Genomic DNA, 23,907 nt, shown 5'->3' with positions numbered 1-23,907 from the left:
TGCTGGCAAAATAGAATAGACGGAAGAGAGATGGCACATGGGGGACTGTGCCTCGACAGGGGGGGTAGTGACAGTGTTTCGTGACGACTCGGCGCTGGGACGCGTGGTAGTCGGCCTTGCCCGATGGACTGCGATCGCGGGTGGGCTGGTGCTCATTGCGATGGTGGTGATGTCGGTGGTCAGCATCATCGGACGAGCATTGTTATGGGCGGGCCTGAAGCCCATCATCGGCGATTACGAACTGATCTCCATCGGCATGGGCTTTGCGGTGTTCGCGTTCCTGCCGTGGACGCATCTGGTGCGCGGGCACGCACTGGTTTCGTTGGTGACCGACTCGTTCGGGCCGCGGGTGAACTCCTGGATCGTGGTAGTCACCGACCTTATGATGCTGGTCGCCTCGGCCTTCATCGCCTGGCGGCTGTACTTCGGCATGATGGACAAGTTCGCCTACCGTGAGACGACGGTGATGCTGCGGTTCTCGCTCGGATGGGCCTATGCGATGGGATTTGTCGGAGCGGTCGTCATGGTGATCGTGGCCGTCTATGTGCTGGGTCGGTCCATCGGCAATGCTGTGGCCGGCCGCGTTGAGGCACCGGGTGCGGGAGCCCATACATGACCCCGTTCGTCATCGGCTTGTTTGCGATTCCCGTCGTTCTCGTCCTGATCTTCCTGCGGGTGCCCATCGGCCTCGCCATGCTGGGCGTGGGCGTTTTCGGCAGCTGGATGATCACCGGCAACTTCAATCCGGTATCCTCCCAGTTCAAGAACCTGACCTATTCCACCTTCGCGTCGCACTCGCTGTCGGTGGTGCCGCTGTTCCTGCTCATGGGTCAGTTCGCTACCCTCGGGGGCCTCTCCAGCAAGCTGTTCAATGCCGCTGCCGCATGGGTCGGGCATCGCAAGGGCGGTGTTGCCATGGCAGCGATCGGTGCCAGCGCCGGATTCGGCGCCATCTGCGGATCGTCGCTCGCGACTGCCGCGACCATGGGGCAGGTGGCGTTGCCGGAGCTGCGGAAATACGGCTACTCCGGCGCCCTGGCGACCGGCACAGTGGCTGCTGGTGGTACGCTGGGCATCCTGATTCCGCCTTCCGTCATCCTGGTCATCTTTGCCGTCCTGACCGAGCAGAACATCGCCAAACTGTTCATGGGCGCCATGGTGCCCGGTATTCTGGCGGCGGTCGGCTACATCATCGTCATCGCCCTCTATGTGCGTTTGCAGCCCGGTGCGGGTGGTTTGCGTGAGCGGGTGCCCTATGGCGAGCGTTTCCGGCAATTGGGGCAGACCTGGCCGGTCATGCTGGTGTTCCTGCTGGTGATCGGCGGCATCTATGCTGGCATCTTCACCCCAACCGAGGCGGCAGCGGTCGGCGCCGCCGGAACCGGCATCATCGCCTGGGCGTATCGCGGCATCGATCGCAAGCGGCTGATCGATGCGTGCCTGGCTACGGCTACCTCGACCGCCATGATCTTCCTGATCGTACTCGGCGCAGCGGCGCTAAACACCTTCCTCGCGCTCTCGCAACTGCCGCAGATTTCAGCCGCGTGGGTGGCCGACCAGGGCTTCAACCCCTGGATCGTGCTAATAATTGTGCTGGTCTTCTACATGATCATGGGCTGTTTCATGGATTCGCTCTCCATGATCCTACTAACCGTGCCGATCATCTACCCGATGATGTCCGTCCTCGACTTCGGCCTGACGCCGGATGAGTTCGGCATCTGGTTCGGCATCATCGTGCTGATCGTGGTGGAGGTGGGGCTGATCACGCCGCCGGTAGGGATGAACCTGTTCATCATCAACTCGATGGCGCCGGAGACGCGGCTGTCGGAGACCTATCGCGGGGTGATCCCGTTCGTAGTAAGCGACCTGGTCCGGACGGCAATCCTGGTGATGTTCCCGCCCATTACGCTTTGGCTGGTGTGGGTGCTCTACTGACAGGAGGAGCCGGCGTTCCTCGCCGGTGCCGCCTCAGAACAAACGCATCAGGTCGCCGGGGCTGTCGGTTTCCAGCCTGGTGACAGCGGCCAGCAGCTCGCGGCAATCCACGGGCTTCCTTCCCGCCGCAAGACATGCCTGCAGCTTGGGCGCGATGGCCTCGAGCTTGGTGTCCGCCGCGCGCAGACCAGGCACCGCGTTAACGATTTCGGTGAGCGATGTACCGTTGGCAATTCGTAGCGTGTAAACCGCTTCGATGCCTGGAGGGAGGGGCGATGCGTCCATGTGGATGCGGCTGGCGAGTTTGAGAGTGTCGGCCGAGGTCAGCCTTTCAGGCGTGAAACTGGCAAGGTCCACGGCTCCATGTTCCAGCGCAGTCGCGAACACGAAGGGTATCGAGAACTTCGCATCAATGGCCGTCCGCGGTGCAATTCGCTGCTGGCGCGGCACGAACAGCATGTCGTTGGGCGGTGATACGGAAACGGTGACCTGCGTCAGGTCGGAGGGCGCCACCCCTCTATTGCGGAGCCGCTGGGCGGCGACAATGGCGCTGTGGGTGCCGCGGCAGGATGGCCATTGCTTCACGCCGACTTCCGGGCCGTAGAAATGCCTGCCGATCCCGGCAAAGGCGCTCTGCCGGGGGCCATTGCCGGTCAGGATCGGGAACACTCCACCGGGTCCTTCGAGAGGTTGCACCACCGCCACGACGCCGGCGCGGGCCAACAACGCTGCCTCCACCGCTGCGCGCGCCGCAAGGCTCTCTCGGACCGCGCGCAGGTGTGAGAGCGGGCTGCGCTTGAGTTCGTCCGCGAGCATGAATTGCGCTGCGAAAAGGCCAAGGGCGTTCAGCGCGGTGTCCGCGTCCAGGTCGAGCAACAGGCAGCAACCGAGGGTCGCACCGAGCCCCGACAGAATGGGTGGATAGTACCAACCCCGCTCCGCCGGGCCTCCGTCGAGTGCCAGGGACAACCGGCACGCAAAATCGCACCCGAGGGCCAGCGCCCTGATCACCTCGGCACCGGTCGCACCCTCAGCCTCCGCGAGGGCCAGCACGGCGGGGATCAGCGATGCGTTGGGGTGGATCTTGCCTTCTTCGAACGTGTCCTCGAAGTCGATGGCATGGGCCAGGGCTCCGTTGCCGAGAGCTGCCATAACCGGAGACACCCTGCGGCTAGTTCCGATCAGCGTCGACGGCCCGGCACCCGAGGCGGAAGCATAAGCGAGCATGGGAGCAACGGCCGGCTCGAGGCCGCTGGCCGCGACCATGACCGAAAGGCCGTCGGCCAAAGCGATGGCAACCGCGGCCTTGGCCGCAGGGGTGATGTCGCGGAGGGCGACATAGTCCTCCAGCAGTGCTCGTGTGAGGGTCATTGCCGGGCAGCGATGCGCAGCACGTCACCATCCGCCGCGACGACGCTGCCCAGGTCGGCCTGGTCGGCAATGGTCTGCAGATAGGCTCGGATACGGTCGAAATCGGGATGGTCGGGCGCAACGATCTTCGGATCGGCGTCGCGCCCGATCATGATCGGCACGAAGCGGACATCGCTCACGCCTTCGCGCGACAGTTTCGCCTCGAGCATCACGCTCATCTCGGAGCCGGGCGGGAAATTGTAGCGGCTGGAGAAATCCGGCACCCAGTCCGGGTTCAGCTTCTGGATCTCCTTGAAGCCTTTCGACTGTGCATGCGCCTCGTCCATCCTGAGGTCGATGGCGAAATTGGCGAGACTGTAGGCAATGGTCTTGCCCTTGTAGACCTCGATGCCCTTTAGGATGTGTGCGTGGTGGCCAAGGACCAGGTCCGCGCCGGCATCGATGGCGGCGTGCGCCACCTGCCGCTGGTAGTCGGGGATCACCGCCGGGACAAAGTGAATGCCGGCATGGTGCGACAGCACCACCACATCAGCTTGATCCCGCACCAGCCGGATGGTGGACAGCAGCGCCTCGAGATCGTCGCGGAAGGCGTAGGTGTGGATGCGGGCCGGCGTGCCGGGTTGGTCGTGCTCGATCTGCTCGTAGATCGTGTGCGCGCGCATCGGCGCACAGCCGGGGCGGTTCTCCTCGGCCCAGTAGTTCATCGGCAGGATGGAATTGACCGAAATGAAGCCGAGGGTCACCCCGTTGCGGGTGAAAAAGACCGGCTGCCGCGCCTCCGCGATATCCCGGCCCGTGCCGATCTGGGTGGCCCCGGCCCGATCTAGGTGATCGAGGGTATCGAACAGCCCCTCCGGGCCCCAGTCCATGCAGTGGTTGCCAGCGAAGGAGACGACCTCCAGACCAACATCAACCAGTGCATCGGCGATGGCGGGGTCGCCGCGCATGGTGTGGCGCGCCTGCGGCAGTCGTACGCCGCGCTCCGTCAGGTTGACCTCGAGCTGGCAAAAACCGAGGTCCGCGCGGCCGATGCGGTCGCGCACGGCATCGAAGATGGTGGCAGGGCGGTCGCGGTCCGGCGCGACATCGCCGACGGCGACGAAGTCAATGCTCACGACGCAACTCCGGATCAAGCAGGTGACACGCGGCGCCGCCGCCATGGGGCGCCGCAAACATAGTCGGGCGAACGCTATCGCAGCGATCGAAGCGCAGCGGGCAGCGGGTGTGGTAGGGGCAACCCGACGGCGGGTCGAGCGGGCTAGGGATCTCGCCCTGCGGCGGCAGGTCGGGCGGCGGGGCGTCCGGATCGGGCGGCAGGGCCGCGGCCAGCAGCGCGCGGGTGTAGGGATGGCTAGGCGTAGTGCAGATCGCCTCGGCAGAGCCGCGCTCGATGATGCGGCCGAGATACATGACGATGACGTCATCGGCCATGAACCGGACCGTGGCGAGGTCGTGCGAGATGAACACGCAGCCGAGACCGTACTCCTCCTGCAGGTCCTTGAGGATGTTTAGAATCTGCGCCCGGATGGAAATGTCCTGCGACGACACCGGCTCGTCCAGCATCAGGACGCGGGGCCGCGAAGCGATGGCGCGGGCAATGGCGATGCGCTGGCGCTGCCCCCCGGAGAACTCGTTCGGGAAGCGCCGGGCATCCTCCCGCCGCAGGCCAACCGCCTCCAGCACCTCGCCGATCCGGTCCTCGATCTGCTGGCGGGTTAGCTCGGGGATCGTCGAGAGCGGCTCGGCAATGATTCGTCCAACCCGCATGCGCGGATCGAGCGAGGAGAACGGGTTCTGGAACACCGGTTGCACCGCCCGGCGGAACTCGCGCCTGGCCTGCGGCGGCAGCGTAGCGCTGGCTTCGCCCTGAAACTGCACTTCTCCGGCAGTGGGCGTGTCGAGCAGCAGGAGCAGGCGGTTGAGTGTGGTCTTGCCGCAGCCGGACTCGCCAACCACGCCAAGCGTTCGCCCCGGCAGGAGGTCTATGTCGACCTCGCTGACCGCATGAAGATCCTGCTGGCGGCCGTTGTGCTTGACCTTGAACACGCGGCTTAGGCCGCGCGCGGACAGGATGGCGCCACTCATGCCGCGCCTCGCTGCGCCTGCAGGGGGAACCAGCACCGGGTGGTATGGTCGACACCTACCTCGAACGCCTTCGGCGGCTCGAGGCACTTGGCTTGGGCATTGGCGCATCGCGGGTGGAAACGGCAGCCCTGTGGGCGGGCCGAGACGGGTGGGGGTGAGCCGGGGATGGTGGGAAGCCGCCTCGGCGGCCGATCGACCGTGGGGATGCTGTCGAGCAGGGCGCGGGTGTACCAGTGTGCCGGGCGGTGGAAAATGTCGCGGACCGGGCCTTCCTCGACGATCTGGCCGGCATACATCACTGCCACCCGGTCGCACATCCGAGCGACGACGCCGAAGTCATGGGTGATGAACAGCATCGCCATCCCGAGCCGCTTCTGCAGGTCCTTGAGCAGTTCGAGGAACTGGTACTGGATGGTCACGTCGAGGGAGGTGGTGGGCTCGTCGGCGATCAGCAGCCGTGGCGCGCGCGTGAGCGAGATTGCTCCGACCACCCGCTGTCGCATGCCGCCGCTCATCTGGTGGGGGTGGTTGGACAAACGGGCTTCGGGGGAGGGGATGCGGACACTTTCCAGGGCGGCGATGGCGCGCTCCCGGAGACTGCCCTCGCCGGTCGCATGCAGGCGCAGTCCTTCCCTAAGCTGGTTGCCGATCGTGAAGATCGGGTTCAGGGAGGCCATGGGATCCTGCAGGATCATCGAGATTTCTCCGCCGCGGATGGCAGTCATCTCCGCGGCCGAGAGGGCTGCGACGTCCCTGCCGTCATAGATGATCTCGCCCGAGAGACCCTTTTCCAGCAGCGGCGGCAGCAGGCGCATCAGCGCCATGCCCAGCGTGGTCTTGCCCGAGCCGCTTTCCCCCACCAGCCCGACAGTCTCGCCGGCCCCGATCGCAAGATCGATGTTCTCGATCAGGCTGAGGGCGTCGCGATCACCGCCGAGGCGGACGCTGACATTGCGCATTTGGAGAAGGGGCGGCGGAGTCGTCGTCATCAGATGTTGCGGCCCCTCAGCGCCGGGTTGATGCGGTCGGCGAGCGCGTCACCGACGAGGTTCACGGCCATAACCGTCAGCAGGATCGCGGTGCCCGGCACGATGCAGAGCCACCAGGCCGAGGCGATGTAGGAGCGACCGTCGGCGACCATCGATCCCCAGGACGGCGCTGGCGGCGGCACGCCGACACCGAGGAAGCTGAGCGAGGCCTCGAGCACGATCACCACGCCGACTTGGAGGGTAGCGATCACGATAAGGGCGGGCGCGATGTTGGGCAGGATATGCCGCCAGATGATCTTCCAGTCGGAAAGGCCGGAGGTGCGGGCGAGGTCCACATAGTCCTCGTTGCGGATCTTCAGGGTCTCGCCGCGCGCCATACGGGCATATTGGCTCCACAACACCAGCGAGATGACGATGATGATGTTGGCAAAGCTCGGCCCCGAGATTGCCCCCAGCAGCAGCGCCAGAAGGATGACGGGGAAGGAAAGGGCGAGATCAACGAGCCGCATCAGGATGCGATCGGTCCAGCCGCCGAAGTAGCCGGCCGCTGTGCCGACCGCGGTGCCCAGCGCTCCGGAAATGGCGATCACCAAGGCGCACACGGTCAACGAAATGCGCGCGCCAGCAATGATGCGGGACAGGATGTCACGACCCAACCGGTCGGTCCCGAAGGGGTGCGCCCAGCTTCCGCCGTCCTGCCAGGCCGGCGGCACCAGGCGGGCGCGCAGGGATCCGGTGAGCGGGTCGTACGGCGTGAGCCATGGACCAAAAAGCGCCACGACGACAAAGAGGACCAGCAGCGCTGCCGCAATCCGCAGAGGCCAGTCCAGCGAGCGCCATAGTCCGGCAACGCTGGTGATGATCCCCGCGCGGCGCGCGCGGGTACCTGAGCTCGCATCCACCATCAGCTCCGGATCCGCATGCGTGGATCGACCAGGACGTAGAGCAGGTCGACGGCGAGGTTGGCGAGAATGAAGAGAGAGGTGATGACCAGCACCACGGTCTGCACCACGGGAAAGTCGCGCGAGAGGATCGACTCGTAGGCCAGACGACCGATACCGGGCCAGGAGAAGACCGTCTCGACAATCACCGCACCGGTGATCATCACCGCAAAGAACGTGCCCATGAAGGTGATCACCGGGATCAGGCTGTTGGCCAGCGCATGCTTCCAGATCACCGCTGCTTCCGAAAGGCCCTTGATCCGGGCCAGCTTGATGTACTCGCTGCCCATCGCCTCAAGCATGGAGGAGCGGACCAGGCGTGTGATAGCGGCGAGGGTGAACAGCCCCAATGTGGCGGCAGGCAACACATAGTGCTGCCATTGCCCATAGCCGGAGGTCGGCAGCCAGCCCAGCTGCACTGCGAACACATACATCAGCACGATCCCAAGCCAGAAACTCGGTACCGACTGGCCGATCAGCGCCACCAGCCGGGCTGCGATATCCACCACGGAATTGCGGCGGATGGACGCCAGCACGCCGAACAGGATGCCGATGGTGACGGTGAACACCAGCGCCACTGCCGCGAGGCTCAGCGACGCCGGCAATCGCAAAAGAACCAGCTCGAGTGCCGGCTGGCTGCCGGCAGTGACGGAGCGGCCGAAGTCCCCGGTCAGGGCGTTGCCGAGGAAGGTGAGATACTGGATCGGCAGGGATTGGTCGAGCCCAAGGTCCTGCGTGAGCTTGGCCTTGTCAGCCTCGGTCGCACCGTCGCCGAGCAGCAGCGCTACAGGATCTCCGGTCAGCCGGCTGAGAAGAAAAATCACCAGGCTCATCAGCAGCAGCGCGATCAGCGCTTCACCTATCCGAGTAGCGATGAGTTTCAGCATGGCCGGCGCCCGGTGGTAGGCCGATGCCGCGCGGACGCGGCATCGGGAGTTGAAAGAGGTCAGTCGGCGCGGGTGACCTGGTCGAAGTTCCACACATAGGCCGTGGTGATCTTCCACTCGCCGACCTTGTCGCTGATGCCGTAGGGCTCATTGGCAAGGGCGATGAACACGGCCGCGGCCTCGTCACGCAGATACTGCCCGATTTCGGTGAACTTTGCTTCCCGGGCTTCGGGGTCCACTTCGGTGGAGAAGTCCTGGATCATCGTCTCCAGCTCAGCCGTGCTGAAGCTGGCGAACACACTGGCAGCCAGATAGCCGGCTTCCATGCCGTTCGCAGCGCTTGCGAACGGGAAGCCGCGGTGGGTCCACACATAGTTGTTGGCGCGCCCTTCCGTCCATTCGGACCGGAGGGAAGGCCAGTCGACCGGCTCGATCGAGGCGTTGACCCCAATGTCCTGCCAGTAGAGCGCGACCGCTTCCGCCATCAGCGGCAGCTCGGCCCCGGGGGCGGTGGTGAAGGTGCGAATGGTGATGTCGAAGCCGTTCTCGTATCCTGCTTCGGCCAGCAATTCGCGGGCGCGCTCGGGATCGTAGGGGTAGGGCTCGACGCTCGACCAGGCAGCAACCGGGGTGTCGCTCGACGCCACCGTGCCTTCCCCGTGGAACAGTTCGTCGATGATGGTCTGCTTGTCGACGGCGTAGTTGAGGGCCTGTCGCACTTCCTTGATGGCCCATGGCGCATCGGGGTTGTAGCGGTTCTCCGAGGTTTCGATCAGGCCGCCGAAGCGGACCACCGGTGACCAGGTCGCCTCTGCCGAAACAATGCTCAGGCCGGCATCGCGCACGGTCGGGATCGAGTCGAAACCGATCGGCGCAATGTCCGCTTCGCCGGTGCGCAGCATGGCGACGCGGGTGGATTCCTCGGGCACGACCTTGAACACGATGGTCTCGAACTCAGGCGCGACGCGCCAGTGGTCCTCCACATCCTCACGGAGCTTCATCACGATCTCGGAGCCGGGGGTGATGCTGGCCAGTTCATAGGCGCCGGTTCCGATCGGGGTGGCTTCTGCGTCAGCTTCACCCAGCGCGTCGAAGTGCTTCTTGGACACGATGCCCAACTGCTGGGTCGCCCCGAAATAGCCCTGAGCCAGTTCGAAATCGGGGAAGTTGAGGTTGACGACGACAGTGTAGTCATCGGGAGTCTCGACCGAAGCGATCAGCCGGCGCATCGGCGAAGCCGGACCAGCGCGGGAGTCGTCACGGATCAGCCGCTCGATGGAGTATGCGACGTCCGCAGACGTCATCTCGCCATAGCCGCCGGAGAATTCCACGCCCTTGCGCAGGTTGAAGGTCCACTTCTGACCGTCCTCGCTGACCTCCCAGGACTCGGCGAGCCCCGGGACGGTCTTGAGCGTGCCCGGTTCGACATAGGTGAGGTATTCGTAGACCACGTCGAGATAGGTCTTGCGCTGACCGCTGCCGCCCCAGGGGGTCATCGTCTCCTCGGAGAACGTCGATACAGCGACGATTAGGTCATCGGCTTGCGCCCATGCCGGCAAAGTGGGGGCGATGGCAAGCGCCACCCCGCACATCAGCCCGAACGCCGTCCTGCGCATGGTACTCAAAATAGGCTTAGTCATAGGATCCTCCCTTCCCGACTTTGCGGAACAGTTATGTTACATAACTAATAAGTCAACAGGATTGTCGACGAAAATGGTCGCCCGATTTGACAGCGACACCTGCCGCTTCATATGTACTCGGCGCCGGTGGCACCGAGGGTGGGCATGCGCGGCGTCAGGAACAGCAGCAAGATGAGCGAACCCATTTCCGCGGTAGCGATCGGCGACGGCATCAAGAACCGGATCCACCGAGGTGCGTACGCACCAGGGCAGCGGCTCATCGAGGTCGACCTGGCGGAAGAGTTTGCTGTGGGCCGGGGCCGCATCCGAGAGGTCTTCAAGACCCTGGTCGGAGAGGGATACCTCGAGTTCGTCCGGAACCGGGGGGTCTACGTCCGCCGCTTCACCCGTGCCGAAATCCTCGAGATGGGGCGCGTCCGCGAAGTGCTGGAAGGGCTTTCGGCGCGGCTGGCGGCTGAAAAGGAGCTCGACCAGACCCAGCGGGACCTGTTGCGGGCGCATCAGACTCGGCTCGACGAGGCCGAGGCCAGCAACGACGTCGACCGGTACAACGCCGAGAATTTCGACTACCACGCCACCATCTGCCGCATTGCCGGTAACCGGCATGTGGAGCAATCCCTCGCCCGGGTGCGCCTGCCGCTCTACCGGCTGCAACTGCCGCGCAGCTTTTCCAGCGACTCGATGGCCAGTTCCAACCGCGACCACCAGGTCATCACCAGCAGCATCCTTGCCGGCAAACCGGATGCCGCCGAGGCCGCCATGCGGGCTCACGTCCACGCCGGCAATCAACACGTCATCCGGCTGGCCGAAGAGCATTTCCGCTAGCCCTCGCCTCGATCGCGGAAGCGCACCGGCACGCTGAGCGGACCGTATTCGGGCCAGGTGGTCATTGGCGTGGGGCCTGTCAGCTCCCATCCGTCCGTACGTGCAATCAGTTCTTCCAGTGTTACCCGCAACATCAGCCGGGCCAGTGGCGCGCCGGCGCATTGGTGCGGACCACGGCCGAACGCCATGTGCTGCTTGTGCCCCTGCCGATCGAGCCGGAAGCTGTCGGGATCCTCGAAGGCGTCCGCATCACGGTTGGCCGAGGTGAAGGCTAGGGCGATCGGCTCGTCCTTCTTGATGCTCCTGCCGCCGATCTCGATGTCGCGTTTGGCCGTGCGGGCAAAGCCGCGGTAGGGCGTGTAGAGACGCAGCAATTCCTCGAGGGCAGCGGGTATCAGTGCCGGGTCGGCCTTGAGCATGGCGAAATGCTCCGGGTGGCGCGCCAGATGGATCGCCATGGAACCGGTGAAGGTGGTGGGCGCAATGATGCCGACCACCAGCAATTGCCGGATGGTCCCAAGGATCATGTCGTCAGGCAGCGCGTTGCCGTTGTCGTCACGCGCTGCGAGCATGGCGCTGGTGGGATCGACACCGGGATCGAGCGGCTCCGCCTTGCGCAGGGCAATGATGTCGCGCGCCACGTCGTAGAGGAACAGGCTGGTGCGCTCCAGCGTGGCGGTGTCGCGGACCTGCAGGGCACGATTGAAGTCGGCACCGATGTTGCGGATCTTCTCCGCCTGTTCAGGCGGGATATGGAAGAACTCGGCCAGCACGAAGATCGGCAGACGATACGAGAAGTCGACGCAGATGTCGCAACTGCCGCGTGCGACCAGTGGCTCCAGCAGCTTAGCCACGATGCCGCGGACCACGGGTTCCCAGAAAGCCATCCGCTCCGGATAAAAGAGCGGCGTGATGGCTCGCCGGTAGGGGGTGTGTTCCGGTGGATCGAGATGCAGTGGCGGGCGACGCCCGGAGGTTGCCACGCGCGGCACCACGTTCTGGTAGGCCGTCGAAAAGGTCTCATGATCGGCAAGGGCGCGGATCACGTCATCATACTTGGTGAGGACCCAGAACCCTTCAAAGTCGGCACTGTGGGCAACGGGGCAGCGTCCGCGCAGGTCCTTGAACATGGCGTGGGCGTCGTCGAACGACTCCACCACATCGGCACTGAACTCGTGCAGGTCGTTGTTCGGCGGAACGAAGGTCTTGGGTGGTGGGCGATGGGCCTCGGTCAATCACTCTCTCCGGTCAGCTCGCCTCAGCCAGGGTGCTGTCGGCTATTTTGTCGACAATTACGTTGGCAAGTTGACGGTGGCAAGGCGTCGGTTGAAATCCTCAGCCTGCGGAGGCCTGCCCGGTGGATGCCGGGACTTCGATGCCCAAGTCGCGCAGCACGGCTTCGGTATGCTCCCCCAGCAGCGGCGGAGGGCCGGATACGCCCGGACCATCATGGGCAAACCGAAACCCCGCGTTGAGGATGCTGGCCTGCTCGACTGCCGGGTTGGGCACCGGGATTTTGACCATCAGGTCGCGCCCCTGCAACTGCTCGAGTTCGAGCACCTCGCGCACCGGGCGTACGGCACCCGCAGGCACGCCGGCTTCGGAGAGGATCACCTCCCACTCGAGCGCCGTGCGCGTTGCGAAGGTGCGAGCAAGTTCTGCCTGGAGAGCGTCATCATGGACCATGCGGCTGTCCGGGTCGGCGAAGCGGGGGTCAGTCAGTAGGTCCGGGCGTTCAAGTGCTGTACATAGTCGTTCATACTGGCCCTGCTGCACGGCACCGATGGTGATCGGATCCTTCAGGGTGTCGAAGGTGTCCGCCGTCGGAGCCAGCGAAAACCCGCGGTTCCCCGTGCGCTTGGGGCTGGTATCCGAGATCATCAGCGGATGGATCACCGACGCCATCATCACCAGCGAGGCATCCAGCATCGACATGTCGATGTGCTGGCCCCGGCCTTCAGGGTCGCGCAGGCGCTGCACATAGGCCGACTGGATCGCGAAGGCCGCGAGCAGGGCGCTGTAGGTGTCAACGATTGGAAAACCCACCCGCATCGGGCCCCCATCGGGTTCACCTGACAGTCCCATCAGTCCGGACACGCTCTGAATGATCTGGTCGATGGCGGGATAGTCGCGCATGGGGCCCGATTGTCCGTAGCCGGAGATCGAGCAGAAGATCAGCCCGGGATTGGTTTTCCGCACGGTCTCGTAGCCCAACCCCAGCCGGTCGATCACGCCAGGACGGAAGTTCTCGACTAGGATGTCGGACGACCTGATGAGCCGGGACGCAGCCTCGCGGCCAACGTCGCTCTTGAGGTCCAGCACGATGGATTTCTTGCCGGCATTGGCGCCGATGAAGGCCTCCGACATGCCGCGCAGTTCCCGGCGCTGCGTGTAGTTGCGCAGCACGTCGCCCGTTGGCGGCTCGACCTTGATGACCTCGGCGCCCAGCAGGCACAGGAAGTGAGTTGCCAATGGCCCAGCGATCACATGGCTGAAATCGGCGATGCGAACGCCCGCGAGTGGTCGTGCCACTGGCCCCTCCCAAGTAGTTCAGTAAATGAACTACCTGAGGTGATCCCTGTCAAGGTGTTCAGTCGTCCCCGGTCTCGATGGCGGAAAGCTGACCGGTGCGTTGCAACTGGCGCTGGCCCAGATGGGTGTAGAGCCGGTTGAGAAAGGTGAACATCTGCGCGCGTTCCTGCTCGCTGAAGGGCTCGAGCAAGGCAGCGTTCTGTTGGGCGATGAGGTCGTTGATCTGCTCATAGCGGGCCTGTCCGGCGGCGGTGAGGTGCAGCGCGTTGAAGCGCTTGTCCGTCTGCCCCCTCGTCCGTTCGATCAGACCGCGTGCTTCGAGATCCTTCACCAGCTTGGTGATCGCGGACTTCTTGAACACCAGTGTGGCGGCGAGGTCGTTCTGCGACATGCCAGGGTTCAGCCCGATGACGCTGAGCACGACGATTTCACCCTGCTCTGCTCCCAGCGCGGCGTAAAACGCTGCGTTTTCGGCGCGGATATAGGCGCGAAGGGCCCGCGTCAGGAAGGGCAGGTTCTCACGGAGAGGGCCAAGGGCCACACCGTGCTGGTCTGCTTCCGCCGTACCGTCCGCCATATCAACAACCCCGCCCTGTGCTGCGGTGACTAACCCCGCATTCGCCGCCCTGTCAAAGGGCACTTGCCTGTCGCCTACACATCAGTTCATATTGTGAACTAAATTTGGAGGGGGATGGATTGCGCGAAGTCGATGACGTCAGCGCCGATGCCGGGGCGGTGCTCGCCCGCGCGTTCGAGCAGCGAGATCGCTGGACAATCTCGTCTGCCCAGCCGCTGGTCGGCATCTTCGGCAACGGCATGCCGGAGACGCTGGTGGCGGCCGCCGGGGCTGTCCCCGTCCACCTGTCGATGGGCTTCACCCACGATGAGCATCCGGTTGCGTCGGTCATCGAACCGTTTGTCGACGACGAGGTACGGACGTTCCTGGTCCGGCTGATGAACGGGGAGTTTGCCGACTATCGCGGCATCATTTTCTCCCGCGATGACGCTCCGGCATTGATCGCCTATCAGTACGCGACCGAGTGGATACGCCAGGGCAAGCCTCGGGGGGACACGCCGCCATTGTTCCTGTGGAACCTCGTGCATACCGACAGTGCCCCGGTGCGGGCCTTCAACGCCGTGCAGGCGGAGAAGCTCTTTGCGTTCTTCGTCTCGATCGGCCTTGCCCAGCCGGATCCTGCTGCTCTTCAGCGCGCCGCTGCGGATGAAGTTCGCCGCCAAGCAGCGCTCGGAGATCTGACGGCAGCCGTTGGAGTGACGGTGTCGGGTGCCAGTGCAATGCAGTGGCGCAATGCAGGTCGCTTCATGCAGGCCGCAGAGCATGCAAGACTGCTGACGTCGGCGCTGACCCAAGGGACTGGACCAGTCTCTGCCGGCCGGCGGATTGCCCTGGTCGGGTCCCCTTTGGCGTGCCCCAGGACCTATGCCGTGCTGGAGACATTCGGGTCGATCGTGTGCGACCTGCAGCCCCTCGGCAGCGTATGGCCCGGTCCCGGCAACACCTCCAGCGACTTGGAAACGATCCTGAGTGCTTCAGCCGCGGACGCCTCGTGCCCTCGCATCAGCCCGACAGCAGCACACCGGGCTGGTATCGTGAAGAGCATCCTCGACGCCCGCTGCGATTTGGTTGTGTGCCAGCTTGCCCAGACCGACGACACCTTCGGCTGGGAAGTGCCCTGGCTCTTCGCCGAACTCTCCGGGCACGGCATCGCGTGCGTGAACCTTGGGTTCAGGGACCCTGAGCCGCCCGCCGCTTGGCTCGACCGGGCGGCTTCGACCATTGCCCAGGCCCTGGAGGCACGCTCGTGAGCCACGAATACTCGCCTTTGCAATCGACCGCCGCCGCAACTGAGTACCAGCGCGAGTGGGCCAAGGGCCTGCGGGCGCAGATTACCTCTGGCGCGCAGTATGCCTTCGTCAACGCCGACACCCCCCACGAACTGTTCCACCACATCGGCTTGCCCATCGTCACCAACCAGTGGTGGTCTGCCATCATCGCGGCCAAGCAGCTGTCGGAATACTATTTCGACTTTATGGAGGCGGCCGGCTTTCATGAACGGCTGGCCCGCTATTCCAGCCTGCCGCTGATCGCCGAGCTGGAAGGGGACACGTCCCGTCAGCCTTGGGGCGGGCTGCCGACGCCCTCGATCCTGTGCGCGCGGCAAAGCGCTGACGATCACCAGAAGATCTTTTCGCTGTGGGCCGAAAAGACCGGGGCGCCGCTGGCGCTGCTCTCCTCTCCGGCCGTGCCGTCACCGCAGCCCAATTGGTGGCGCCTTGCGCGTACCGGCTGGGAGAGCCTCTACGAAACGGATCGGCTCGACCTGATGGTGGCCGAGTTCGAGGCGCTGATCGAGCAGTTGGAAGCGCTCACCGGCCGCCGCTTCGACCATGAAGGCTTCGCGCACTACATGGATCGGATCAACCTGCAGGAGCGGATCTACGAGGAAGCATCCGAACTGATCGCCAATGCCCCACGCTGTCCGATCCGCATCTCCGAGCAGATTCCGAATGTGATGATCCCGCAGTGGCATCGCGGCTCGGACTGGGCCATCGGCCATGCGACGCGCTTCCGCGACGGGGTGGCGGAGCGCGTCAGGGCAGGGGTTTCGGTGGTTGAGAAGGAGCAGATCCGGATGATGTGGATCGGCGCCGGCCTGTGGTTCGACACCAGCTTCTATTCCGCCTTCGAGGAAAGTCACGGCGCCGTCTTTGCCTGGTCGATGTATCTGCCGTTCGCGGCAGACGGGTACATCCGCGAAAGCAACGGCGATCCGTTGCGTGCGCTGGCTGCCCGGGTGTCGGCTATGAATGAGCAACTCCACCAGCCGCCCTGGATCAACAGCTGGATGGTGGAGCAGGCCAGGCGCTACCGCATCGATGTAGCACTGATGCTCATTCCCGAGCACGACCGGTTCTCGGGCCATGGCTCGCTGTTTGCCAAGCAGGCGCTCGAGGAAGCCGGTGTGAGGGTGATCGAGGTGTGGTCCGACATGGTCGATCCGCGCCAGTGGAACCGGAGCGAAATGCTGGCGCGGATCGTGCCCGAACTGGATGCGGTTCTCGCCGGAAAGCAATTGACATAGTTCATTCGCTGAACCATTATTGTCGACAATAAGATCGGCACTCGTTGTCGGCATAGGGGAGGTGCGCTGTGGGCGCGTTGGCCGATTTGAAGATCGCCGATTTCTCTTGGGTGGGCGCTGGACCGCGTGCCACCAAGGACCTCGCCGACAATGGCGCCATCGTGGTCAAGGTTGAATCCCGCAAGCGCCTCGACCTCGGTCGGCTTTCGCCCCCATTTGCAGGCGATCCGAGGGATTTCAACGGCTCTGCTTTCTTCGCCCAGACCAATACTTCCAAGTTCAGCGTCACCATCAATCTGTCCGATCCGCGCGGAATAGAGGTGGCCAAGCGGCTGGTAGCCTGGGCCGACGTCGTGGTAGAGAATTTCGGGCCCGGCTTCATGGATCGGATCGGGCTGGGCTATTCGGTGCTTCGGCAAATCAAGCCCGACATCATCCTCGCCAGCGTCTCCGTCGCCGGGAAGACGGGCCCGATGAGCGGCTTTCGAGGGTATGGCAACTCCGCCGCTGCGCATTCCGGACACGCTTGGCTGACAGGCAGTGCCGGAAAGCCGCCACACATGCCGCCGCTGGCCTATGGGGACGTCGTTGCGCCGATGTTCCTGACCGTCGCCATTCTGGCTGCGCTGGAACATCGCGCCCGGACAGGGCAGGGCCAGCATCTGGATGTCTCACAGATCGAGCCGATGGTACATGTCATCAGCGATCTTTATGCGCAGGAGCGCGCCGAGAAGACGGGCAATGCCGACTCGGCCTTCCTGCTTCACGGGGTGTTCCCCACTGCAGGTGAGGATCAGTGGGTCGCGATTGTCCTCGAGAACGCGGAGCAGGCCGAGGCCCTGAAAGGGGCGCTCGCGATCGCCGATATCGAGCCCGCTACGGTGAGCGCTGCGACAGGCCGCTATGACAAGTCCGAGCTGTTCGACAGGCTGAGCGCCGTCGGCGTTCCCTGTGGCCCCGTTCTGGATGGCAAGGGGGTCTCCGAAAATCCCGAACTTGCGGCGGCCGGACACTTCCGGAAGGTGGACCATCCTGTCCTCGGGCCGGCCAATATGCCGGCGCCGCCTTACAGGCTTCACGGTACGCCGGGTGAGGTTCGCCGGGCGCCGCTACTCGGGGAACACAACCGGGCTGTGTTCGTCGATACCGTGGGCCTGGCTGACGACGAATTCGAGGCCCTGGTCAGCGAAGGGGTTCTCTCATGAGCATGCTTTCCGGTGTTCGGGTGCTGGAGATAGCCGATGGCCTGACCGACTTCGGTGGACGCATGCTGGCGGAGCTGGGCGCCGAGGTCGCAGTGGTGTTGGCGGCGTCCCCGCAGGAAAAAGCCCGCGACCTGGCCTGGCATCATGGCAAGGTGCGGCTGCTCGCCGATGATGATGCGGCCATACGCGAGCTGGCGGGCAAGGTTGACATCGTGCTCGACGGCCAGCGCCTGGGAGATCGCTTCAACCTTGCCGATGCGGTTTCCCCACAGGCCATCTATGTCCGCGTGGCGCCCTTCAGTGCCGAAGGACCTTATGCCGGTCGGCCGGCGACCGATCTCACGCTTTTCGCCCTGTCCGGGCTGATGCACGTCACCGGCGAGCCGCAGGAGCCGCCGCTGAAATTCCCGGGCCAGCAGGCTTACGCGCTCACTGGCATTCAGGCCGCGACTGTTGCCCTTATGGGGCTCCATGCGCGCTGGAAGACCGGCAAGGGTCAGGCTGCGGACCTGTCCGCCCTCCAGAGTGCGACGCTCGCCAACTACCGTGAAGCCGTCATGTACGAGTGGACCGGCCGCATCGGTCGGCGCCAGGGCAACATGCTGGTGCGCGGCAAGTCCGGCGTGCGCCAGATCTGGCCCTGCAAGGACGGCTATGTGACATGGTCGATGATCGACAACCCGTCGATGATGCGCGCCGTGGTGGCGGTGATGACCGAGCAGGGAGAGACGGGCGAGGTCGCGTCGATCGATTGGGATGCGATCCTGGTCGCCGACACCGCACAGGAAACCATCGAGGCTTGGCAGGCGGAGTTCGAGCGCTTCTTTGCCCGGCACACGCGTGCGCAACTCGGCCAGTGGTCGCTCGAACGGGGCTGGGGCCTTTCGGTCATCCTCGATCCGGATGATGTCCGCAGGAGCGAACAACTGAAGGCCCGTGGACTGTTCGTGTCCGTGCTCGACGAGGAGACGGGCGCGCGGGTCGAGGTGCCGGGCCCGCTCTTCCACTCGGCGGTCATGGATGCGCCCAGTCGGATCCTGGCGGCGCCGATCCCGGCATCGCGTTACGTCGCGGAGCGCCAGCGATGAGCGCGCTCGAGGGCGTCCGTATCGTCGACTTTTCGAAGTTCCTGCCGGGGCCGTATTGCACATGGCTCCTCGCGGATATGGGTGCCGAGGTCATCCGGATCGAAAACCCCCGCGAGATTGCGAAGCAGGCCAAAGTGTTCGGATGGGACAAGCTGTCCACAGCCGAGCGGCAGCGGCTGCGCGAGGGGGATATCTTGGCGCGCAACAAGCGGTCGGTGATGCTCGACATCGGCGACCCCGACGCGCAGGAAGCGATCAAGGCCCTGGTGGCGACCGCCGACATTGTGGTCGAGGACTATCGCCCCGGCGTCATGGATCAGATTGGTCTGGGTTACGATGCCCTGCGCGCCGTGAAGCCGGACCTGATCTACACCAGCATCACCCTCTGCGGCCAAACCGGGCCCTATCGCGACAAGCCGGGCCACGATCCCATCGCCCTGGCGATTGCCGGTGTGTTGTCTCGCACCGGGGAAAACCCCGAGGAGCCGAGCTTTCCGGGCATTCCCGCCGCAGACGTGGTCACCGGCACCCATGCCGCATTCGCCACATTGGCAGCCCTGCATGAACGCAGCAGGACGGCGTCCGGCAGGCATGTGGATGTGGCGATGAGCGACTGCTCGATGAGCCTTCTGGTCAACGTGCTGTCCCGCTACCCCGACACATCCAGGATTCCGCCGCGTGGCACGCGGCGAGCCGATCTCGGCCTGTGGCGCACCCGCGACGGCAAGTTCATCTGCACCACCGACATGGAGCCACGCTACTGGCGCGCGTTCTGCGAAGCGGTGGGACGGCCCGATTTCATCGAGAGCCAGAACGACATTGCCCGGCGGCCGGAAATCAGGGCGGCACTCGAAGAGCTTTTTGCCAGCCGCGGCCGTGCCGAGTGGCTCGATGTCCTTGGGGCAGCGGGGACGCAGTTCGCTCCGGTGCTGGAGGTCGGCGAGGCACTGGACAATGAGCACAATCGAGCCCGCGGCATGGTCATCGAGACCGGGGCAGCGGACGCGCCGCTGCGCCAGCTTGGCCAGCCTGTGCGGCTCCAGGGAACAACAGAGGTTCGCAATCTGGGACGCCTGCCAGGCGCCGACACGGAGGAGGTGTTGGCCGAGCTCGGGATCGAGCCGGGGCTGCGGAGCAAGCTGGTGGAGCAAATCGCCTGATCTGCGCAACAGGATCAATGAGGGAGGAAGACTATGGGTATCAAGAAGCTGACACTGGCGCTGCTTGCGGCGTCCAGTCTGGGTTTGGCGTCGGAAGTGGTTCTCGCCGCCGAATTCGAACTCACCTATTCGACGACCTACACGCCGACGCACCCGTATGGGCGGGCGGACGAGGAATGGATCGAGCGCATCCACGAGCAGACTGATGGACGAGTTCAGATCACGGCCTTCTGGGGAGGTTCGCTGATCACCAGCCGCGAAGGCATCGATGAACTCAACGCCGGTGTGGCCGACATGGCCTATATCGCGCCGATCTACGCCACCTCCGGGTACGACCTCAACCGCATGACGCCGCAGTTCTTCTACGGCTACGACGATGCGCAGGATGTCCTGCAGGTTTACCTGGACCTCTGGAACGAGTACCCGCAGTTCGCCGAAGAACTCGGTGGTGCACAGGTGCTGGGCTACAATGTCGGCACGCCGATGCATCTGATGCTACGGGAGAAGCCGTTCACCCAGGTTTCGGACCTGCAGGGGCTGCGCATTCGTTCCGCCGCCGACTACATCGGTGCCCTGTCGGCCGCCGGCGCCGAGGGCGTTACCATGCCGATGACGGACACCTATCCCTCCCTGCAGCGCGGGGTGCTGGACGGCGTTATCGCGCCTTATGAAGCGCTGCGCTCGCTCAGCTTCGCTGAAGTCATCAACTACTATTCCGAACTGCCGCATAGCCGCGGCGCCTACCCCTCCCGGGCCATCAACGCCCAGGCATGGGAGAGCCTGCCCGAGGACATCCAGCAGGTCTTCCTCGACAATATCGACTGGCTGACCCAGGCAACCTACGACTATGCCCAGGAAGCCGAGGATGCAGGCCGGGCCTATGGCGAGGAGCAAGGCGTCCAATTCAACGCCGTCGCGCCTGAAGTGGTCGCTGAGTACTCCAGCGCCTTCGAGCCGGCAGCGCGTGAAACCGCGGCCAAGCTGGACAGCGCCGGGTTGCCCGGCACCGAGATCCTCGAAAAGATTCGCGCCGCCCTCGAGCAGTAGCGACTAGCAACGGCCCCCGCCGCCACCAAGGTGGCGGGGAGCCGCGATCCAGGGGCACACCATGCAACTCGTCGACCGCATACTGCGCCGCATCTGTGAAGCCGCGGGCATCATAGGTGTGCTGGCCATTTTCAGCCTGATGCTGCTTACCGTGGTCACCGTGGTGTTCCGCGCCATGCACATCGCTTTTCCGGGCACCTACGCCATCGCCGAACTACTCCTCATCCCTGCGGTGAGCATCTCACTGGCCTATGCGGCCATGCAGCATGAGCACACGCGCGCGGTGCTGTTCGTCGACCTGATAAAGAACGATCGGCTGCGGCGGGGCATCCACGGCACCGTGCTGCTTCTCGGGTCGTTGTTCTGGGTCGTCGTTGCCTGGGCGACCATCCGCGAAGCCATTCGCCGCGGCGCGCAGAACGAGCTATCGCCCATCATCAACATTCCTGTCGCGCCGTTCCGCTGGAGCATGGCCGCTGCAGTCGCTCTCCTTTGCGTCATTCTGGTGTGGCAGGGCTACAAGCTGCTGCGCGGCATCCCCGCTGAGGACGAACAGCACAATCTGGACACCTCAGCATGACCTCGGTCACCGTCGGCTTCATCGGCCTCGCAATTCTCTTCACCATGATCGGCTTCGGCATGCCGATCGGCTTCGCCATGGGCCTGGTGGGGGCAGCGGGGTTCGCCATCCTGGTCAACTTCGACGCTGCCATCGTGCGCGTCGGCGTTACCACCTTCAGCCTCGCTACCAACCACGCCATCGGCACAGTGCCGCTGTTCCTGTTCATGGCGCATCTGCTGTTTGCTGCGGGGATCGGCAGGGATCTGTTCGACTTCGCTTCGAAATGGGTAGGCAGGCGTCGGGGCGGCCTTGCCATGGCAACTATCGGTGCCTCTGCCGGCTTTGCGTCCGTCAACGCGTCGAGCCTGGCCACTACCGCCACCATGGGGCTCGTCGCGCTGCCGGAGATGCGCAAGCACGGCTATGACAACGCGCTCTCCTCCGGCAGTGTCGTTGCCGGCGGCACAATCGGTTCGCTCATCCCGCCGTCGGGCATGTTCATCATCTATGGCATTCTGACCGAGACCTCGATCGGCAAGCTCTTCGCTGCCGGCATCATCCCGGGGATCCTGCTGGCGCTGTTCTACATGACGGCGATCGCGATCTGGTGCCGGGTCGATCCCAAGGCAGGGCCACGCGGGCCCAAATACACCTGGGCCGAGAAGATGCGCAGCTTCCTGCAGATCGGGGAGGTGGTGGCGCTCTTCGCCCTGGTGATGGGCGGCATCATCGCCGGCTGGTTCACTCCGACAGAGGCGGGCGCGATCGGCTCCGCCGGTGCGCTGGTCATCGCGATCATCCGCCGGCGGCTGACCGTGGAGAACGCCAAGATTGCGATCTACTCGACGCTCAAGACCACCGGAATGATCTTCGGCATCCTCTTTGGGGCCATGGTCTTCAACAGCTTCATCACGGCCAGCACCATCCCCCTCCACATCGTCAACTTCGTTACCGAAGGCGGCTTCCCGGCAATGGTGGTGCTGCTGATGATCCTGGGAGTCTATTTCCTTCTGGGAATGGTTCTCGACGCATCGGCGATGATGACGCTGACCATTCCGCTGTTCTTCCCGCTCATCACCACGCTCGGCTTCGATGCCATCCTGTTCGGAGTGCTGGTGGTGCGCATGACCGAGATCGCGCTGCTCACGCCGCCGGTCGGAATGAACGTTTACGTGCTGTCCGGCATCGTCAAGGACATCCCGTTGACGACAATGTTCCGGGGAGCCTTGCCCTTCGTGGGGGCTGACGCCCTGCACGTGGCCATGTTGATCGCGTTCCCGACCCTGGTGCTGTGGCTGCCCAATCTATGACGCGGTCAAACAGGGCACGCTGGGGCCTGGTCTCCACCTCCGGCGTGCTCACCGGCTTCGGCCATGGCTTTGCGGCTTTCGCTGTGTCGGCTCTGCTCAAGCCCATGGCGTTGGACCTCGATACCGGACGCGGCGCCATTTCCACAGCCATAGGGCTGGGCCGTTTCGTGGCTGGCATGGCCTCGCCGTCCATCGGCCGGATCACCGACGCCTACGGCACGCGGCTCATCGTCATTGCCGGGATGGTGGTGTCTGCCATCGGGCTGTTCCTGCTGGCCGCCGTTCGCTCCGAAATCGAGCTCTACATCGTCTGGTCGCTGGTGTTTTCCGTCGGCATTGCTGCTGGATTCACCGTGGCGCTCGACAAGCTCGTCGTGGCCACGGCGGCCGACAAGGGCGGGATGGCGCTGGCGGTCCGTTTCTCGATCTCAGCCGTCGTGGCAACGCTGATCGTTCCATTGGTCACGACCATGATAGAGCATCTCGGCTGGCGGCAGACCTGCGTCATCTGGGGCGGCATCATCCTGCTGCTCATCCCGATCCCCTATCTGTTCTTCGGCATAAAGCCGGGGACCGATGTTTCGCCATCCGCAGTGAAGGATGGCGGGGAAGCCGCGGCGCCGGCCAGGTCCGTCCTGCGCCAGCCGGCATTCTGGATCATTGCCGGCGGTCTCACCGCGCAGGCCTCTGTGACGACCGGCCTGTCGGTTCACCTTGTGCCGTTGATGACCGATTTCGGGCTGGATCCCGTTTTTGCCGCCACGTTGTTCGGCGGGATGGTGCTGCTCACGGTGCCCGTGCGGCTGCTCGCCGGCTATATCGCGGACCACGTGCTACCGGCGACGCTGCCGATCGTCCTTGGTGCCCTGCTGGTTCTGGAGGGACTTGCCATCGGCAGCTTCGCGCTGGCGCCGAGTTTTGGCACCATGCTGGTGGTGATCGGGGCGCTGGGTGTCGCTGCTGGCGCGCCCATGGTTCTGGTGCTGATCCTGTGCGCCGAACTGTTCGGGCGCTCCGGCTTTGCAACCGTGCAGGGCAATCTGATGATGGTGCAGGTGCCCGGAACCATGCTGGCGCCGATCGTTGCCGGCTACGTGCATGATTTCACCGGCTCCTACGTTCCCGTAGTTGCCGGGTTCTGCGTCCTGCTGGTGATGGGTGGTGCTGGTTTGGGCCTGCTCAAGGCTCGGGGCTAGGCGAAATGTCGCTGTATCGCATTGGCAGCA

General features: G+C 64.4%; 22 protein-coding genes. 12 read left to right on the top strand and 10 right to left on the bottom strand.

Annotated features, from left to right (window positions below; genetic code table 11):
* Nucleotides 1-67: 67 nt before the first annotated feature.
* Complete coding sequence (locus ACFSX5_RS04950; RefSeq protein WP_386832180.1) at nucleotides 68-616, top strand: TRAP transporter small permease; 549 nt, start codon at nucleotides 68-70, stop codon at nucleotides 614-616.
* A complete protein-coding gene (locus ACFSX5_RS04945) occupies nucleotides 613-1,935 on the top strand; it encodes a TRAP transporter large permease (protein ID WP_386832179.1) in 1,323 nt (440 codons plus the stop codon). The genes ACFSX5_RS04950 and ACFSX5_RS04945 overlap by 4 nt, the downstream gene beginning before the upstream one ends.
* A 33-nt stretch (nucleotides 1,936-1,968) precedes the next feature.
* Here the strand turns inward: ACFSX5_RS04945 and ACFSX5_RS04940 are convergent, their stop codons facing one another.
* Genes ACFSX5_RS04940 through ACFSX5_RS04910 form a run of 7 tightly spaced genes read right to left on the bottom strand, consistent with a single transcriptional unit; the run spans nucleotide 1,969 to nucleotide 9,848 of the window.
* On the bottom strand, nucleotides 1,969-3,306 hold the full coding sequence (locus tag ACFSX5_RS04940) for an MmgE/PrpD family protein (RefSeq protein WP_386832178.1): 1,338 nt from the start codon (nucleotides 3,304-3,306) through the stop codon (nucleotides 1,969-1,971).
* Complete coding sequence (locus tag ACFSX5_RS04935) at nucleotides 3,303-4,421, bottom strand: CapA family protein (RefSeq protein ID WP_386832177.1); 1,119 nt, start codon at nucleotides 4,419-4,421, stop codon at nucleotides 3,303-3,305. The genes ACFSX5_RS04940 and ACFSX5_RS04935 overlap by 4 nt, the downstream gene beginning before the upstream one ends.
* A complete protein-coding gene (locus ACFSX5_RS04930) occupies nucleotides 4,411-5,391 on the bottom strand; it encodes an oligopeptide/dipeptide ABC transporter ATP-binding protein (protein ID WP_386832176.1) in 981 nt (326 codons plus the stop codon). The genes ACFSX5_RS04935 and ACFSX5_RS04930 overlap by 11 nt, the downstream gene beginning before the upstream one ends.
* Nucleotides 5,388-6,380, bottom strand: a complete 993-nt coding sequence (locus ACFSX5_RS04925; protein WP_386832175.1) for an ABC transporter ATP-binding protein — start codon at nucleotides 6,378-6,380, stop codon at nucleotides 5,388-5,390. Before ACFSX5_RS04925 ends, ACFSX5_RS04930 begins: the two co-directional genes overlap by 4 nt.
* Complete coding sequence (locus ACFSX5_RS04920; RefSeq protein WP_386832174.1) at nucleotides 6,380-7,282, bottom strand: ABC transporter permease; 903 nt, start codon at nucleotides 7,280-7,282, stop codon at nucleotides 6,380-6,382. The genes ACFSX5_RS04925 and ACFSX5_RS04920 overlap by 1 nt, the downstream gene beginning before the upstream one ends.
* 2 nt (nucleotides 7,283-7,284) lie before the next feature.
* Entirely contained in the window at nucleotides 7,285-8,208 is a 924-nt protein-coding gene (locus ACFSX5_RS04915; RefSeq protein ID WP_386832173.1) for an ABC transporter permease, read from the bottom strand.
* 59 nt (nucleotides 8,209-8,267) lie between these two features.
* A complete protein-coding gene (locus ACFSX5_RS04910) occupies nucleotides 8,268-9,848 on the bottom strand; it encodes an ABC transporter substrate-binding protein (protein ID WP_386832172.1) in 1,581 nt (526 codons plus the stop codon).
* Nucleotides 9,849-10,019: 171 nt separating this feature from the next.
* Between ACFSX5_RS04910 and ACFSX5_RS04905 the strand changes: the two genes are divergently transcribed.
* Nucleotides 10,020-10,673 carry a GntR family transcriptional regulator gene (locus ACFSX5_RS04905; RefSeq protein ID WP_386832171.1) on the top strand — a complete coding sequence of 218 codons (654 nt, stop codon included), beginning with the start codon at nucleotides 10,020-10,022 and terminating at the stop codon, nucleotides 10,671-10,673.
* On the opposite strand, the gene ACFSX5_RS04900 is transcribed toward ACFSX5_RS04905, so the two are convergent.
* From ACFSX5_RS04900 to ACFSX5_RS04890, 3 genes are all read right to left on the bottom strand, one after another.
* Nucleotides 10,670-11,908, bottom strand: a complete 1,239-nt coding sequence (locus tag ACFSX5_RS04900; protein ID WP_386832170.1) for a cytochrome P450 — start codon at nucleotides 11,906-11,908, stop codon at nucleotides 10,670-10,672. The two genes, ACFSX5_RS04905 and ACFSX5_RS04900, sit on opposite strands and share 4 nt — an antisense overlap.
* 100 nt (nucleotides 11,909-12,008) lie before the next feature.
* The gene (locus ACFSX5_RS04895) at nucleotides 12,009-13,205 is read right to left on the bottom strand and encodes a CaiB/BaiF CoA transferase family protein (protein ID WP_386832169.1); all 1,197 of its coding nucleotides are present in this window, start codon (nucleotides 13,203-13,205) and stop codon (nucleotides 12,009-12,011) included.
* A gap of 58 nt (nucleotides 13,206-13,263) precedes the next feature.
* Nucleotides 13,264-13,782, bottom strand: coding sequence for a MarR family winged helix-turn-helix transcriptional regulator (locus tag ACFSX5_RS04890; protein ID WP_386832168.1), 519 nt, complete (start codon nucleotides 13,780-13,782; stop codon nucleotides 13,264-13,266).
* A 119-nt stretch (nucleotides 13,783-13,901) separates the two neighbouring features.
* On the opposite strand from ACFSX5_RS04890, the gene ACFSX5_RS04885 reads away from it, so the two are divergent.
* The 9 genes from ACFSX5_RS04885 (at nucleotide 13,902) to ACFSX5_RS04845 (ending at nucleotide 23,877) form a co-directional block, all read left to right on the top strand.
* Nucleotides 13,902-15,032: a 2-hydroxyacyl-CoA dehydratase family protein gene (locus ACFSX5_RS04885; protein WP_386832167.1), complete on the top strand. Its 1,131-nt coding sequence runs from the start codon at nucleotides 13,902-13,904 to the stop codon at nucleotides 15,030-15,032.
* Nucleotides 15,029-16,309, top strand: coding sequence for a 2-hydroxyacyl-CoA dehydratase (locus ACFSX5_RS04880; protein ID WP_386832166.1), 1,281 nt, complete (start codon nucleotides 15,029-15,031; stop codon nucleotides 16,307-16,309). The genes ACFSX5_RS04885 and ACFSX5_RS04880 overlap by 4 nt, the downstream gene beginning before the upstream one ends.
* Before the next feature lie 77 nt (nucleotides 16,310-16,386).
* Complete coding sequence (locus ACFSX5_RS04875) at nucleotides 16,387-17,514, top strand: CaiB/BaiF CoA transferase family protein (RefSeq protein ID WP_386832165.1); 1,128 nt, start codon at nucleotides 16,387-16,389, stop codon at nucleotides 17,512-17,514.
* On the top strand, nucleotides 17,511-18,602 hold the full coding sequence (locus ACFSX5_RS04870; RefSeq protein ID WP_386832164.1) for a CoA transferase: 1,092 nt from the start codon (nucleotides 17,511-17,513) through the stop codon (nucleotides 18,600-18,602). The genes ACFSX5_RS04875 and ACFSX5_RS04870 overlap by 4 nt, the downstream gene beginning before the upstream one ends.
* A complete protein-coding gene (locus ACFSX5_RS04865; RefSeq protein ID WP_386832163.1) occupies nucleotides 18,599-19,762 on the top strand; it encodes a CaiB/BaiF CoA transferase family protein in 1,164 nt (387 codons plus the stop codon). The genes ACFSX5_RS04870 and ACFSX5_RS04865 overlap by 4 nt, the downstream gene beginning before the upstream one ends.
* A gap of 33 nt (nucleotides 19,763-19,795) precedes the next feature.
* Nucleotides 19,796-20,809 carry a TRAP transporter substrate-binding protein gene (locus tag ACFSX5_RS04860; protein WP_386832162.1) on the top strand — a complete coding sequence of 338 codons (1,014 nt, stop codon included), beginning with the start codon at nucleotides 19,796-19,798 and terminating at the stop codon, nucleotides 20,807-20,809.
* A 61-nt stretch (nucleotides 20,810-20,870) separates the two neighbouring features.
* The gene (locus tag ACFSX5_RS04855) at nucleotides 20,871-21,389 is read left to right on the top strand and encodes a TRAP transporter small permease (RefSeq protein ID WP_386832161.1); all 519 of its coding nucleotides are present in this window, start codon (nucleotides 20,871-20,873) and stop codon (nucleotides 21,387-21,389) included.
* Nucleotides 21,386-22,681, top strand: coding sequence for a TRAP transporter large permease (locus ACFSX5_RS04850; protein WP_386832160.1), 1,296 nt, complete (start codon nucleotides 21,386-21,388; stop codon nucleotides 22,679-22,681). Before ACFSX5_RS04855 ends, ACFSX5_RS04850 begins: the two co-directional genes overlap by 4 nt.
* Complete coding sequence (locus ACFSX5_RS04845) at nucleotides 22,678-23,877, top strand: MFS transporter (protein ID WP_386832159.1); 1,200 nt, start codon at nucleotides 22,678-22,680, stop codon at nucleotides 23,875-23,877. The genes ACFSX5_RS04850 and ACFSX5_RS04845 overlap by 4 nt, the downstream gene beginning before the upstream one ends.
* The last annotated feature ends 30 nt before the right edge of the window (nucleotides 23,878-23,907 follow it).

Origin of the sequence: Devosia albogilva (genome assembly GCF_042685625.1) — a bacterium.
GTDB classification, from domain to species: Bacteria; Pseudomonadota; Alphaproteobacteria; order Rhizobiales; family Devosiaceae; genus Devosia; species Devosia albogilva.
This window is presented reverse-complemented; position numbering and strand designations above follow the sequence as displayed.